The following is a 14,386-nucleotide window of genomic DNA, read 5'->3' on the forward strand; positions in this document are numbered from 1 at the left end:
ATCGGTTGGTTTGCCGTGTTTAGACATTGCGAGGAATGACGCAATCGCATTTGTTGCTCACGAAATGGGTACAGAATGCAATTATGCTAACTGTGTTGGGGCATATCAGCGCGGTCGGGTTTTTGTTTGTGTTCAAGAGAGGAACGCTCGCGTGGGACTTAATTATTTATTATTTTTTTTATTTCTGATACCCATTCAATTTCATAACCCATTAAATAATCGGAATCAGATATTTCTAAATATTTTTTTGCAAAATTTAATTTATTGCTTCCATAATTTTTATTGAAGAATGTTTTTAAAATGTCTTTTTCTGAATCCCTCAAGTCTAATGCATTTTTCGAATAAACAGATTCTTTATTTATATTTTTTTCCTCTAAAAGAGGAATTAGTTCTTCGTTTTCAGAACTAAAAAACTTAAGTGTCTCTATAAAAATTTCTGAGTTCAATGAATCTTCGATTGTTGTTACAGTTGTCAAATCTGAATTTACATCACATAGAATGGAATTGTCTTTTTTATTAAAAACCAATCTTTTAAAATGAAGATTTTTATTTGATATAGCCGAATCCACATTGATACGATTCTCATCAGTATCTATTAAACAAATAATTTTACCTTTTTTATCGTAATCTGAATCTTTAAAAGGGCCAAGTAAATAATTGTAAATTTTCATAACCTCTTCATAACCACCCACCGGTAAAACCCGAAGTTTTTTGTTTGTAATCTCTTCTTGAAAGAAATTTTCAAAATATATTTTTTCTGATGAACCTTCACATATTATCCAATTATATGGAGGGTCTTGAATAATTGATATTATAATTGATTGGATTAAATCATTATAAGATTTGATTCGATAATCAATAGATAAAGGACCTTTAACTTTTGCTTTTTTATGTCTTTCCTTTTCCTGTTTTATGAATTCTCTAAAATTTGATAAACTAAAAAAATCTATAGTTATTTTATTATCTAAACCTTTGTTAATTGAGGTTGCTGTTCCTTGGGTTACAATTGGAAGAAAACCATACCAATGAGTTGTAATTAGTATTTGATGATTTTCTTTGGCTATTTCTATTAATTTTTCAAATTGTTCGTAGCAATTACTAATATGTAAAGATGATTCAGGTTCATCAATTGCTATTATTAAATTTGTAGTTCTATCTGAGTTTTGCTTTAGAAATGAATAGGCTAAGTCAATTAAAGCTTTTCTTTTTTCTCCTGAACTTAATTCATTAACGGCAATTGTTTTTGATGAATTTGGAATTTTTTTGTTTAATACTTTTATAGAAAAATAAGACTCTATAATTCTAGAAACCAAATCGGGCATTGTTAAACTGTCTTTGGACTTTCCCTTATATTTATATGTTCCTAGTACATCTTCAATATTTTCTACAAATTTATCTAAGTGATCATTAATGGTTTTTATAGTTTTTTTAGTTATAGCATTTTCTATTTCAATTTGTATGTTTTTGTCCATTAATCTTTGCATATCCTGAGTCTCTAACTTGGTATAAGTTTGAACGTCTGTTTCCACAGGGATATATAGGTAAGAATAATGTGAAATAATATATTCATAAAAACCTGCGAAGTATTCTTCTAGTTCTTTTTCTTCATATTTTTTATATGGTTCATCATTTATAAAAGAAAGGGTATTTTGATATGATCCAAAAAAACACTCACTTGATTTATATTTTCTGCCTACCAATAATAAAAAATAATCATAAGGATTTACTTGAGTTTTTAATAGATCTCGATGGTTATAAAATTCCTTTATAGTCTCAATATTTTTGTTATCAGAAGTATTCCAGAGATAATCTGATAAAAAAACAGCTTTTTTATATGACTCTTGATCAGCTTTAAGAATGTTTCTTAATTTGCTTTTATGGATTAAAAAAATTGGGATAATGTGAGGACTATTTTCACCTGAGCTTCCTTCAGCTTTTGCTTCAAAATTTATTGACCAGTCTGTGAAAGGTTTTTTATTAAAGAAACAATCTAAAGATTCCAAAATTGAACTTTTCCCTGCGCCATTTTCCCCTAAAATACTTGAAAATTTGGTTCCGTCTGACAATGGGATATAGTTTAATCCTTTATATATTTTGTAGTGTCGAATTATTAAAGATATAATCATTTATTTATTTTATGACTTTCGATTAGTTTTGATTTTGTACTCCCTATTATTAGGAAGATTGTTGTTGTTTATGAATAATTTCAAAAAACTATTCAAACCTATTGATTTTCCTTACAGAAACCTAGCAATCCAATAAATAAATTGCTAAAAATCTGTTATTTACATTTATAGTGACTATTATTTATTCCTTTGAAGTAATCTCTCCTTGCTACATAGGCTGCTTTTGTTGTCAATTTCGTTAAAATCTGCAACGAAATCGAGTGAAATTTGCGAAGAAAATAAAATAGGGTCTTTAAACGGAGAATCATTTAATTTTTGTATTTTTAAACGAACAAATTTTATGCAATGAAGCCAGCAATACTCATCAATAAGTCTGAAATTCTCAAAAGATACAAACCCATTAACCCCAAAACCCACAAAGGGATTCAAGGTCACGCCTTGATCATTGGAGGCAGTTACGGCAAAATAGGAGCGGTGACTCTTTCCTCCAAAGCCTGCTTGAAAACCGGTTGCGGCTTGGTCACGGTGTTCATTCCAAGATGTGGTTACAAAATCGTGCAAACCGCCAATCCGGAAGTGATGGTCTTGACGGATGCCGCAGTGAAATACATTTCCAGAATAGGCTTTGATTTTATTCCGCAAGCCATCGGGATTGGGCCCGGAATTGGCCAGGAAATAGAAACCCACAATGCCTTGCACCGCTTCGTGAAAACCAACGAGATTCCTTTGGTTATCGATGCCGACGGCCTGAATATATTGTCGCAAAACAAACAATGGATGTCGTTTTTACCGGAGAAAACCATTCTGACCCCACACCAAAAAGAATTGGAACGCCTCATCGGCCAATGGGATTCGGATGCCGATAAAATCGAAAAAACCATCGCTTTCAGCAAACAGAACAATCTTGTCATCGTGATGAAAGGCGCTCCCACCAAGATTTTTGACGGCGACACCATCTATGAAAACACGACCGGAAACGCTGCCTTGGCCACTGCCGGAACCGGAGATGTCCTCACGGGAATGATCACGAGTTTGCTGGCACAATCCTACGAACCCATCGATGCGGCCATTATAGGCGTTTACCTCCATGGACTCACTGCCGATATTGCCCTGCCGGAAACGGGTTATCAGGCGTTCCTCGCTTCGGACAGTATCGAGCATATCGGGAAGGCTTATTTGAGTTTGGAGGAAAAATGATCACTTTCCTTTGGAAAAGTGTGATTAAACACATTTTTTCGTTTGAAAAAGTGTTGTGTTTTACATTTTTTCAAATCAATAAATGTATATCACATAAGGTCATTTAAGTTGGGATAAATATGTAAAATCCGTGTTTTTCCGTTTCATCTGTTTCATCCGTGGGCTATATTCACGGTAATGACGGAAGAGATTCAAAATGTAACAAGCTTTAATCATTTAGAAGTACAAAGTTTAAGAATTGTTATTTGTAAGTTTGTAGTTCATAAAGTTGTACCATGAAAAAAGCACTTGAATTAAGAACCGTAAATGTAACGCGCTACATTTCGCCGTTGCGGGAAGGCGGTTCGTTGCCCGCTTTGGCTGAGGCAGATGACGATTTTAAATATGTTTTGAAATTCAGGGGTGCTGGACACGGTGTAAAAGCACTGATTGCCGAGTTGATAGGTGGAGAAATTGCCAGGGTTTTGAATCTGAAAATGCCCGAATTGGTGTTTGCCCATCTCGATGAGGTTTTTGGACGTAACGAAGGGGACGAAGAAATCCAGGATTTATTACAAGGTAGCCAAGGCCTAAATCTGGCACTGCATTTTTTGTCGGGCGCCATTACTTTTGATCCCGTAGTCACGCAATTGTCTCCTGAATTGGCTTCGAAAATAGTTTGGCTGGATGCTTTTATTACCAATGTAGATCGTACGTTTCGCAATACCAATATGCTGATTTGGCACAAAGAATTGTGGTTGATAGATCACGGAGCCTGCCTTTATTTTCATCATTCCTGGTCCAATTGGGAAAAGCACGCCCAAAGTCCTTTTGCATTGATAAAAGACCATGTTTTATTGCCGCAAGCGAGCGAATTGGCAGCAACGGATCTTCTTTTTAAAAAGTTGCTCACCAAAGAAATACTGCAGGACATTGTCAATTATATTCCAGAGGATTGGTTGCATTGGGAAGATACCGATGAAACTCCGGAAGAAATAAGAGCCGTTTACTTCAACTTTTTGTGGACGAGATTGAACCATTCCCAAATTTTTATAAATGAAGCCCAAAATGCAAGAGAAAAACTTATATGAATATGCCGTTATTCGCGTTGTGCCAAAAGTAGAACGAGAAGAATTCCTGAATGTAGGCATCATTCTGTTTTGCAAAAGAGCCAAATTCATAAAAATGCTTTACACTGTCAATGAAGCAAAATTAGTATTGTTTTCGGAAGATTTTGATTTGGAACAACTGGAATTGAATTTATCCTCTTTTCAAAAAATTGCTCACGGAGGCAAAGCAGGCGGGCCTATTGGCGAGTTTGACATTGCATCCCGTTTTCGGTGGTTGACCGCTATCCGAAGTTCGGCGATACAAACTTCGCGACCGCATACGGGTTTGTGTACCGATTTGGAAGCAACCGTTCAGCGCTTGTTCAATGAATTGGTTTTGTAGCTTATAAAAAGAAAATCCCATAAATCATTTAGGTGATATTTTAAAATCTGCGAATTCGCAGATTTTTTTTAGGTTTCTGACTAAAATGTTTTTTAAATTTTATTCGTGTATTGTGTTGATAATCAAGTTTTTTATGGTTGCTTTGATGAAAATTTTTTACCTTTGAGTAAAGAAATTTCACATTAATTTAATTTATATAATCATGAAAAAAATTCACATTATTTGGGTATTGGTAATGGCTTGTGTCCTAAACATGACGTCGATGTTTGGACAATCGGAGTCCAAAAAGAATAAAATTATTGCCGACAGCCATACGGCAAAGGCGGAGTTTATCAAGAAGGACGCTCTAATGAAGGGACTTTTTGAAAACGCTTATGGTTATGTCATCTTCCCCAATGTTGGAAAAGGTGGTGTAGGAGTAGGTGGTGCATCCGGAAATGGCGTGGTTTATGAGCATGGCGTGATGATTGGCATGGCTAGTTTGTCGCAAGTGAGCATAGGGTTTCAAGCAGGTGGTCAAGCTTATCGAGAAGTGATCTTTTTTGAGTCCAAAAAAGAAATGGATCGTTTTAAAGACAGCCGATTCGAGTTTTCTGCCCAGGCTTCAGCAGTAGCCGCTAATGCAGGAGCCTCGGCAGATGCCAAATATGCCAATGGCGTTATGGTGTTTACCATGGAAAAAGGAGGACTCATGTACGAGGCTTCGATTGGTGGACAGAAGTTCAAGTTTAAAAAAATGTAAGTCTTTGAGCAATAATCTCGACTAGGGGAGATTTGACATAAAAAACGGCTGAAAAATTATTTCCAGCCGTTTTTTTTATTTTAAAACAGGTATTGAATATTATCCCAAAAACGCTTTCAATTCCTCGTAAGTCTTGATTTTTGTACTTACTTTTTCTTTGTTCAACACGCTTTCTATTTGTGTTGGAATAGGCAATTGAATGTTCAAAGCCGGTTCCACAACATCCAAGAATTTGATGGGATGGGCGGTTTCCAAGAAAATTCCAATCGCATTGGGATGGTTTTTCAATTCCTTTTTCAAACCTAGATAACCCACTGCACCGTGAGGTTCCGCGATGTAACCGTCGGTTTTGTAGATGGTTTGCATGGCTTCCAAAGTTTCGGCATCGGTATAAGAAAACGAAGAGAAGTCTTTTTTGAATTGCTCCAAATCGTTGTTGTACATTTCCTGGATGCGGATGAAATTACTAGGATTCCCCACGTCCATTGCGTTCGAAATGGTGGCTTTGGAAGGTTTTGGATCGTAATTTCCTTTTTCCAAGAATCTTGGCACGGTATCATTCACGTTGGTCGAAGCCACGAAATGTTCGATAGGCAATCCCAATTTTTTGGCGATGATTCCGGCACAAATATTTCCGAAATTCCCGCTAGGACAAGAAAATACCAAAGGCCTGTTTTGCGATTTCAATTGTTTGTAGGCAAAGAAAAAGTAAAACATTTGCGGCAACCAACGGGCAATATTAATCGAGTTGGCTGAAGTCAGGTTGTGGTGTGCCAAACTTTCGTCCAAAAACGCTTTTTTGACCATGTCTTGACAATCGTCGAAAACGCCGTCCACTTCCAATGCCTTGATGTTTTGTCCCAAAGTGGTCAATTGTCTTTCTTGAATGTCGCTCACTTTTCCGGAAGGGTAAAGAATCACTACTTCCACGCCTTGAACGCCCAAGAAGCCACTCGCAACTGCGCCACCGGTATCGCCGGAAGTAGCCACGAGAACCGTATTTTTATTGTCTTTTTTGTCTTTGTTGAAATAACCCAAACAACGCGACATAAAACGCGCTCCAACATCCTTGAAAGCCATTGTTGGGCCGTGGTACAATTCCAGGGCATAAATGTCTTTTTCAACCGGTACGGTCGGGAAATCAAAACACAAGGTTTCGGCTATGATTTGTTTTAGGGTTTCGGCAGGAATTTCGTCCCCCACAAATTGTTGGATGGCTTCGAAAGCAATTTCTTCGTTGCTCAACTTTTCGATGTTTTCGAAAAAATCAGCTTTTAAAGGCGTGATAGATTCCGGAAAATACAATCCTTTGTCGGTTGCCAATCCTTGTATTACGGCTTCCTGGAAAGAAACTTTTGGGGCATTGTGGTTTAAACTGTAGTATTTCATTTTTTAATTTACGATTTACGATTTACGAAATACGATATTGTAATTCCAACATCGTATTTCGTATATCTAACTTCTTATATAATTGTAACTCCTTCCGGGTTTACTTTTGAAACGTGAATTTCATAAGGCAAATTGATTTCGTCATAAACGGCACTCATTGCCTTGGCGATTTTATCGGCGGTTTCTTTTCCTTTGCTCAAGGCAAAAATGGATGGCCCCGAACCGGATATTCCTGAACCCAAGGCTCCGTTTTCGTAGGCGGCTTTCTTGATTAAATCGAAACCGGGAATCAACATACTGCGAACCGGCTCGATGATTTCGTCGTGCAACGAACGTCCAATCAATTCGTAATCTTGGGTATATAATCCGGCAACCAATCCGCCCACATTTCCCCATTGGGTGATGGCACTTTTCAGGGAAACGGTTTGTTTCAATACCGAACGGGCATCCGAGGTTTTCAACTCAATTTGGGGATGCACCACGGTGGCATACAATTCCGATGGGCTGTCAATTTTGATGATGTCCAAAGGATTGGAACTTCTTACCAAGGTAAAGCCGCCCAATAGGCAAGGGGCAACGTTGTCGGCGTGGGCATTTCCACTGGCCAATTTTTCGCCTTGCATTGCAAATTTCACCAACTCTTTTCGGGTAAAAGGTCGTCCCAACAATTCGTTGATTCCGAAAACCGCTCCGGCCGAACTGGCAGCACTGCTTCCGATTCCGCTTCCTGCCTTGATGTGTTTGTAGATTTCGATTTCGAAACCAAATTCGGTTTCCACTTCTTCCAACATGGCCAAAGCAGCCACGCCAGACACATTGTTTTCGGTTTCCATTGGCAAATCCGCTCCCACGATTTTAGTGATGCGAATGCCTTTGATGTCGGATTTTCGAATAATCATTTCGTCACCCGCAGTGGCTAGACACAATCCAAGTACGTCAAATCCACAGGAAAGATTGGCTATGGTTGCAGGGCAAAATATTTTTATTTCATTCATAATTTATTGTTTTGTATTGTAGAGACGTTGCATTGCAACGTCTCTACCGCAACGTCTATTATATATTTCCAATTCGGATTACGTCGGCAAAAATTCCCGAAGCCGTTACGGCTGCACCGGCACCGGCACCTTTTATCAATAAAGGTTGGTCGATGTATCTGTCTGTGTAAAATTGCACGATATTGTCTTTTCCTTCCAAATTGTAGAACGGACTTTCTTTCGGGATGAATTCCAAGCCCACGCTGGCTTTTCCGTTTTCGAAAGTGGCCACGTATTTCAAACGACAATCTTTGGCTTTGGCTTCGGCCAATAAATTCTCGAAATGAGCCGCATTTTTTATCAATGATTTGAAAAAATCTTCGTTGTTGGTTGTTGCCAAACATTCTGCCGGCAAAAACGATCTGTTGGCAATGTCTTCAATATCGAATTGGTAACCGCTTTCGCGAATCAGGATCAAAATCTTTCTGGCCACATCCACTCCGCTCAAGTCAATTTTAGGGTCTGGTTCGGTAAATCCTTGTACTCCCGCTTCTTTTACAACGTCATGGAACGAATTGTTTTCGTCGAAATTGTTGAAAATGAAGTTCAAACTACCCGACAAAACTGCCTGGATTTTGTTTACTTTATCACCTGAAGCAATCAAGTGTTTCAAGGTGTCGATAATTGGCAGACCTGCACCCACATTGGTTTCGAACAAGAAAGGCGCATTGAATTGACGGGAAAGATTTTTCAGTTTCTTGTAGTTGTCGTAAGCCGATGAACAGGCAATTTTGTTGCAAGTCACCACGGCAACGTTTTGTTTCAAGTACTGCTCGTATGTTTCAGAAACTTCTTGATTGGCCGTGATGTCCACGAAAATACTGTTGCGTAAATTCAATGCTTTTACTTTTGCAATGAAAGCTTGCTTGTCGGCAGTTTCTCCTTTTTCCAATAGCGATTGCCAGTCTTTCAACGGAATTCCGTCTTCGTCGAAATACATTTTTCTGGAATTGGAAACCGCAACGACTCTCAGGTTTATTTTCAGGTTTTCTTTCAGGAATTTCTTTTGTTGGCTGATTTGCTCGATAAATTTTTCGCCCACGTTTCCAACGCCCATTACAAACAAGTTCAATTGTTTGGTGTTTTCCTCGAAGAAGTTTTCGTGCAGCGTGTTCAATGCTTTTTTGACGTCTCTTTCGTTGATGACCGCCGAAATATTTCTCTCGGAAGCTCCTTGTGCAATCGCACGGATGTTGACGTTGTTTTTACCCAAAGTGCTGAACATTCTTCCGCTCAAACCTTGGTGGTTTTTCATGTTTTCGCCCACCAAAGCAATGATGCAAAGGTTTGATTCCACGATGCAAGGGTCGATTTTGTTTTGCGCTATTTCATTGGCGAAAGCCTTGTTGATGGCTTTTTCGGCTTTTTCGGCATCGGAATTTAATATACCAATGCAAATCGAGTGTTCCGAAGACGCTTGGGTGATAAAAATCACGTTGATATTTTCGTGTGACAACACTTCGAAAAGTCTTTTGGAAGAACCGGCAACACCAATCATTCCCGAACCTTCGAGCGTAATCAAGGTAATGTTTTCGATATGGCTAATCCCTTTTACCGGATTGGAGTTGGATACCTCTTTATCCGAAATAAGAGTTCCTTCGGCTTCTGGTTCGAAAGTATTTTTGATGAGAATTGGAATATTTTTTCTCAAAACCGGTTGAATCGTTGGTGGATACAATACTTTGGCACCAAAATGCGACAACTCCATGGCTTCCTGATAGGAAATGTTGGCAATGGGTTGGGCTTGTTTCACGATTTTTGGATTGGCGGTAAACATTCCGTTTACGTCTGTCCAGATTTCTAATTCGGTTGCATCTAAAGCAGCAGCGATGATGGCGGCGGTGTAATCCGAACCTCCACGACCCAAAGTGGTGCCAATGCCTTCGTTTGTCGAAGCTATGAATCCTGGAATCACCACTATTTGCGCTTCATTCGAAGCAAAATAATCGGCAATCAATTCATTGGTAACCTCAAAATTTACGGCCGCCTTGCCATAATTGTCGTTGGTTTTTATCAATTCGCGACTGTCTTTGTAGCCGCTGTTTTTATGGTGTTGTTTTAGGGCTTCGGCGATGATGTAGGACGACAACAATTCGCCAAAACTTAAAATGGTATCGGAAGTTCTCGGGGATAATTCGCCAAGGAGGAAACAACCGTCCAACAAGGTTTCGAGGTGGTTTATGATTCTCTTGATGTGACTCAAAGAACTGCTTTGTTCGCTTACGGGAATCAATTCCTTGATGGCATCCAAATGTTTTTTCTCGATTTCGGCCACGACTTCCTTGAAACTTTCGTCGTTTGAAGCGGCTTTTTGGGAAGCGAGAACCAGTAAATCGGTTACTTTTGTAAAAGCGGAAACAACCACAACCAGTTTGTCTTGTTTTGCTTTGTTGAGAACTATATCTAAAACGAGTTTAATATTTTGTGCATTGGCTACTGAAGTTCCGCCAAATTTTAATACTTTCATTTTGTTGTTTTTATTTAAAAATGCAAATGTTTTTTATACACCTATGAACTCTCTTCATTTGGAAAAAAGTATGGAAACTGGATTATATGTAAAAATGTATACCCCTAAAGGGTAGTAGTAGTTGTAGTGGTGGTGGCAATAGCACAAACTGCCCAGATTTGGGTAGTTATCGAAGAGTGATATGTGTTGCTGTTGTTTGCCATTTGATTTTTCAAAAGTACAGTTTTTTATAAAACTACAAAACCTTTTGTCCTGTTTTTACGAATATTTTAAAAAACACTAGGCTAAAAAAAGAATATGGATTATTTTAACCTTGAAATTTTGCTTTTTAATATTGATTTATTGAATTTTGGTCTCTTAAAAGCGTAAAACTAAATGGACAACACTCATTATATAAGCACCGAAGTTCTTTCCTTGGCAACCCTCCAAGAAATTATTTCGTTTCATAAATCACTGGCGTTATCAGATGAAGCTAGGGTTAATATCCAGAAATGCAGGGATTATCTCGACAAGAAAATGGCTTCTAAAACAAAACCCATTTATGGCATCAATACCGGTTTTGGGGCTCTTTGCAACGTGAAAATATCCAAAGAAAATCTTTCGAAGCTTCAAGAAAATTTGGTCAAGTCGCATGCGTGCGGAACGGGAGACGAAGTGCCGGCCGAGATTGTCAAATTGATGCTGTTGCTCAAGATTCAATCCTTGAGTTACGGGCATTCCGGGATTCAGTTGCAAACCGTGGAACGTTTGGTAGATTTTTACAACAATGATGTTTTGCCTATAGTTTATACACAAGGTTCGCTGGGTGCTTCCGGTGATTTGGCACCTTTGGCCCATTTGGCCTTGCCTTTATTGGGCGAGGGAGAAGTGAATTTTGAAGGCAAAAAAGTACATTCCAGCGAGGTCTTGAAGCGGTTTAATTGGGAACCCATTGTTTTGCAATCCAAGGAAGGATTGGCTTTGCTAAACGGAACACAGTTTATGAGTGCTTATGGCGTGCATATTTTAATGAAGGCCAACAAGTTTTCTTATTTTGCGGATTTGATTGGAACGATATCCTTGGAAGCATTCGACGGTAGGATAGAGCCATTTCACGAGTTGATTCATTTTATTCGTCCGCACAAAGGGCAAATCGTGACGGCCAATCGGGTAAAAGGATTTCTGGAAGGCAGCGAGATTATCAGCCAAGTGAAAAAGCACGTTCAGGATCCGTATTCTTTTAGATGTATTCCGCAGGTTCACGGCGCATCGAAAGATGCCATTGATTATGTGAAGAAAGTTTTCAAGACCGAAATCAATTCGGTTACGGACAATCCTAATATCTTTATCGAAAGCGACCAGATTATTTCCGGGGGGAATTTTCACGGACAACCTTTGGCTTTGGCCCTGGATTTTGTGGCCATTGCCTTGGCGGAATTGGGTAGTATTTCCGAAAGGAGAACTTTTCAATTGGTATCGGGATTGCGAAATCTTCCTGCTTTTTTGGTGGACAATCCCGGCTTGAATTCAGGTTTGATGATTCCGCAATACACGGCTGCCAGCATTGTCAGCCAGAACAAGCAATTGGCAACGCCCTCCAGCGTGGACAGCATCGTGTCGAGCAACGGTCAGGAAGACCACGTGAGCATGGGGGCCAATGGAGCGACTAAAGCCTTGAAAGTGATGGAAAACCTGGAGCGTATTTTGGCCATCGAATTGCTAAGTGCTTCTCAAGCCATTGAATACAGAAGGCCATTGGAGTCGGGCGATTTTATCGAAATGTTTTTAAAAGCCTATCGCGAGGAAGTGTCTTTGGTGAAAGAAGATCGAATCCTGCATTACGATATTGAGAAAACAATTACTTTTTTGAATAGTTTTGAAATCGAAGACGATTTGTTAACAATTACTTAACATTGGCGTAAAATAAAGCAGTAATTTTGCTCCATAAAAAAAAATATAAAATGTCAATAAATAGTATTTTTCAATTTTTGGTCCCAAAGGACAAAAAATTCTTTCCCCTTTTTGAGGAAGCATCAGCAAACTTAGTTCAATTGGCTTCCATTTTGCACGAAGCAGTCAATCTTCCATTGAAAGAAAGAAACGAACTTTTTTTAAAAATAGACGAATTAGAGCAAAGAGGAGAGGACATCACGCGTCAAACCAATCTTGAGTTGAGCAAAAACTTCATTACACCGTTCGACCGGGAAGACATTCACTCCTTGATTACTTCAATAGATTATGTAGCCGACAATCTTCATGGTGCCGCCAGTAGAATGCGTTTGTACCAAGTGGACAAGATTACGAAATCCATTAGAAAATTGACCGAGATTAATCTTGAGGCCTGCCAGCATATTGATATTGCCGTTCAAGAGTTGCGAGATTTGAAAAAGATGAAGAACATCACTTCTGCTTGTGCCAAAATCAGCAAACTAGAGGCTAAATCGGATAATGTTTATGATAAAGCCGTGGCCGATCTTTTTGAAAACGAAACTGACGCCAAGAACATTATCAAATACAAAGAAGTATTGTCTGTATTGGAAACAGCCACCGATAAATGTAAAAGAGTAGCGAGTGTTTTAGAATCTATTACTGTAAAACATTCGTAATAATTTCGGGAATTTTTCAATCTATCCATTCAAATTATGTTTACTTTACTTATAGTTATTATAGTATTGGCCTTGATTTTTGATTACATTAATGGTTTTCATGATGCCGCCAATGCCATTGCCACGGTTGTCGCCACAAAGGTGCTGACGCCTTTTCAAGCGGTACTTTGGGCAGCTTTTTTTAATTTTCTGGCCTACTGGGTTTTTGGTTTGGGAGTGGCCAACACGGTCGCCAAAACAGCCAATGCAAGCGAGATTAATTTAACCGTGATTCTTGCGGGAGTCGTTGCTGCCATTATTTGGAATTTAATCACTTGGTGGCAAGGAATTCCTTCGAGTTCGTCACATACTTTAATTGGAGGTTTTGCGGGTGCAGCCATAGCCCATGCAATCGCCATGCATGGATTTTCGGATTATACTATTATGGTAGATAACGTGCCAGAAACCAGGCATTGGTATAATATTGTAAGTTGGTACAAAGCTGGAAAAGATGGTGGAATGCCTTCAGGAGTTGTCATCATCATTGTGTTTATCGTTTTGGCGCCCTTGTTGGGAGCCTTAATTTCGTATTTGATTTCTATTTGGTTGTTGAATGCTTCCAAGAAAAGCATTTTGCCCAAGTTGTTTACCATCGCATTGATGATAGCATCAGTTTGGTTTGTTTATAGCCAAATGATCCCGTTTGACAAAATCGAGAAACCTCGTTTCGAATCGTCCGTTTTTTGGAGTGTCGTATTTGAATCGCACAATATCAAATGGTTTTTGGTTGCTTTTATCATCCTGTCTATTTCAACTTTCGCTTTAGTATTTAGCAGTTTGAACATGAACAAAGCCGATGCCGTTTTGAAAAAAATGCAATTGTTGTCATCCGCTGCCTTTAGTTTGGGACACGGTGGAAACGATTCGCAAAAAGTAATGGGTATCATTGCGGCTGCAGTTGCGGTTTATATCAAAACCAGCCATAGTGATCTTATGAATCTTCCAGATTGGTTGCAAGTAGTGCTTCCGGATGACGATAAAGGGATAAAAGGTGCAATGCCGGAATGGATTCCTTTGGCTTGTTATTCAGCCATTGCCATTGGAACCTTGAGTGGTGGATGGAAAATCGTAAAAACTATGGGTTCCAAAATCACGAAAGTAACCTCATTTGAAGGGGTTGCCGCCGAAACTGCGGGAGCTTTGACGCTTTACTTTACGGAACATTTTAAAGTGCCGGTAAGTACCACACATACTATTACAGGTTCTATTATCGGAGTTGGTTTGACCAAACGTGTTTCGGCCGTTCGTTGGGGCGTGACTGTAAGTTTACTATGGGCTTGGGTATTGACGATTCCTGTTTCGGGATTGTTGGCTGCCTTTGTTTATTACGTGCTTAGTTTGTTCTTTTAGTACTTGCAAAAAAACTCATTTATAAA

The 14,386-nt window shown here is 38.9% G+C and carries 11 protein-coding genes; 7 read left to right on the plus strand and 4 right to left on the minus strand.

Translation table 11 applies throughout. The features are described from left to right. Positions 1-158: 158 nt before the first annotated feature. Positions 159-2,066 (minus strand): AAA family ATPase, encoded by a 1,908-nt coding sequence (locus OZP13_RS02630; protein ID WP_281298557.1) that lies wholly within the window; start codon positions 2,064-2,066, stop codon positions 159-161. Positions 2,067-2,471: 405 nt separating this feature from the next. Here OZP13_RS02630 and OZP13_RS02635 point away from each other — a divergent pair, with 405 nt between their 5' ends. The 4 genes from OZP13_RS02635 to OZP13_RS02650 all read left to right on the plus strand — a co-directional run bounded on the left by OZP13_RS02635 (position 2,472) and on the right by OZP13_RS02650 (position 5,496). Further along, positions 2,472-3,323 carry an NAD(P)H-hydrate dehydratase gene (locus OZP13_RS02635; RefSeq protein WP_281298558.1) on the plus strand — a complete coding sequence of 284 codons (852 nt, stop codon included), beginning with the start codon at positions 2,472-2,474 and terminating at the stop codon, positions 3,321-3,323. 275 nt (positions 3,324-3,598) lie between these two features. Continuing rightward, on the plus strand, positions 3,599-4,393 hold the full coding sequence (locus OZP13_RS02640) for a HipA family kinase (protein WP_281298559.1): 795 nt from the start codon (positions 3,599-3,601) through the stop codon (positions 4,391-4,393). Then, on the plus strand, positions 4,371-4,754 hold the full coding sequence (locus tag OZP13_RS02645; RefSeq protein ID WP_281298560.1) for a DUF3037 domain-containing protein: 384 nt from the start codon (positions 4,371-4,373) through the stop codon (positions 4,752-4,754). The genes OZP13_RS02640 and OZP13_RS02645 overlap by 23 nt, the downstream gene beginning before the upstream one ends. Before the next feature lie 202 nt (positions 4,755-4,956). Continuing rightward, positions 4,957-5,496, plus strand: a complete 540-nt coding sequence (locus OZP13_RS02650; protein ID WP_281298561.1) for a lipid-binding SYLF domain-containing protein — start codon at positions 4,957-4,959, stop codon at positions 5,494-5,496. A 99-nt stretch (positions 5,497-5,595) separates the two neighbouring features. Here the strand turns inward: OZP13_RS02650 and thrC are convergent, their stop codons facing one another. The 3 genes from thrC to thrA form a co-directional block, all read right to left on the minus strand. Beyond that, positions 5,596-6,885, minus strand: coding sequence for a threonine synthase (gene thrC / locus OZP13_RS02655; RefSeq protein ID WP_281298562.1), 1,290 nt, complete (start codon positions 6,883-6,885; stop codon positions 5,596-5,598). Positions 6,886-6,959: 74 nt separating this feature from the next. Then, positions 6,960-7,880 (minus strand): homoserine kinase, encoded by a 921-nt coding sequence (locus tag OZP13_RS02660; RefSeq protein ID WP_281298563.1) that lies wholly within the window; start codon positions 7,878-7,880, stop codon positions 6,960-6,962. Between the two features lie 58 nt (positions 7,881-7,938). After that, complete coding sequence (thrA, locus tag OZP13_RS02665) at positions 7,939-10,386, minus strand: bifunctional aspartate kinase/homoserine dehydrogenase I (protein WP_281298564.1); 2,448 nt, start codon at positions 10,384-10,386, stop codon at positions 7,939-7,941. Positions 10,387-10,761: 375 nt separating this feature from the next. On the opposite strand from thrA, the gene hutH reads away from it, so the two are divergent. From hutH to OZP13_RS02680, 3 genes are read left to right on the plus strand one after another with little or no spacing between them, the layout of a single operon-like run. Then, a complete protein-coding gene (hutH, locus tag OZP13_RS02670; RefSeq protein WP_281298565.1) occupies positions 10,762-12,276 on the plus strand; it encodes a histidine ammonia-lyase in 1,515 nt (504 codons plus the stop codon). Between the two features lie 50 nt (positions 12,277-12,326). Continuing rightward, positions 12,327-12,971 carry a DUF47 domain-containing protein gene (locus OZP13_RS02675; protein WP_281298566.1) on the plus strand — a complete coding sequence of 215 codons (645 nt, stop codon included), beginning with the start codon at positions 12,327-12,329 and terminating at the stop codon, positions 12,969-12,971. Between the two features lie 36 nt (positions 12,972-13,007). Further along, positions 13,008-14,360 carry an inorganic phosphate transporter gene (locus OZP13_RS02680; RefSeq protein ID WP_281298567.1) on the plus strand — a complete coding sequence of 451 codons (1,353 nt, stop codon included), beginning with the start codon at positions 13,008-13,010 and terminating at the stop codon, positions 14,358-14,360. Positions 14,361-14,386 lie beyond the last annotated feature (26 nt).

Source organism: Flavobacterium limnophilum (assembly GCF_027111315.2).
GTDB classification, from domain to species: domain Bacteria; phylum Bacteroidota; class Bacteroidia; order Flavobacteriales; family Flavobacteriaceae; genus Flavobacterium; species Flavobacterium limnophilum.

What these genes read in the sequence shown, in the direction of transcription:
- OZP13_RS02635 (WP_281298558.1), top strand. Translation starts at nt 2,472, where the DNA reads ATGAAGCCAGCAATACTCATCAATAAGTCTGAAATTCTCAAAAGATAC.
- OZP13_RS02645 (WP_281298560.1), top strand. Translation starts at nt 4,371, where the DNA reads ATGCAAGAGAAAAACTTATATGAATATGCCGTTATTCGCGTTGTGCCA.
- OZP13_RS02650 (WP_281298561.1), top strand. Translation starts at nt 4,957, where the DNA reads ATGAAAAAAATTCACATTATTTGGGTATTGGTAATGGCTTGTGTCCTA.
- thrA (WP_281298564.1), bottom strand. Translation starts at nt 10,386, where the DNA reads ATGAAAGTATTAAAATTTGGCGGAACTTCAGTAGCCAATGCACAAAAT.
- OZP13_RS02660 (WP_281298563.1), bottom strand. Translation starts at nt 7,880, where the DNA reads ATGAATGAAATAAAAATATTTTGCCCTGCAACCATAGCCAATCTTTCC.
- hutH (WP_281298565.1), top strand. Translation starts at nt 10,762, where the DNA reads ATGGACAACACTCATTATATAAGCACCGAAGTTCTTTCCTTGGCAACC.
- OZP13_RS02680 (WP_281298567.1), top strand. Translation starts at nt 13,008, where the DNA reads ATGTTTACTTTACTTATAGTTATTATAGTATTGGCCTTGATTTTTGAT.
- OZP13_RS02675 (WP_281298566.1), top strand. Translation starts at nt 12,327, where the DNA reads ATGTCAATAAATAGTATTTTTCAATTTTTGGTCCCAAAGGACAAAAAA.
- OZP13_RS02640 (WP_281298559.1), top strand. Translation starts at nt 3,599, where the DNA reads ATGAAAAAAGCACTTGAATTAAGAACCGTAAATGTAACGCGCTACATT.
- thrC (WP_281298562.1), bottom strand. Translation starts at nt 6,885, where the DNA reads ATGAAATACTACAGTTTAAACCACAATGCCCCAAAAGTTTCTTTCCAG.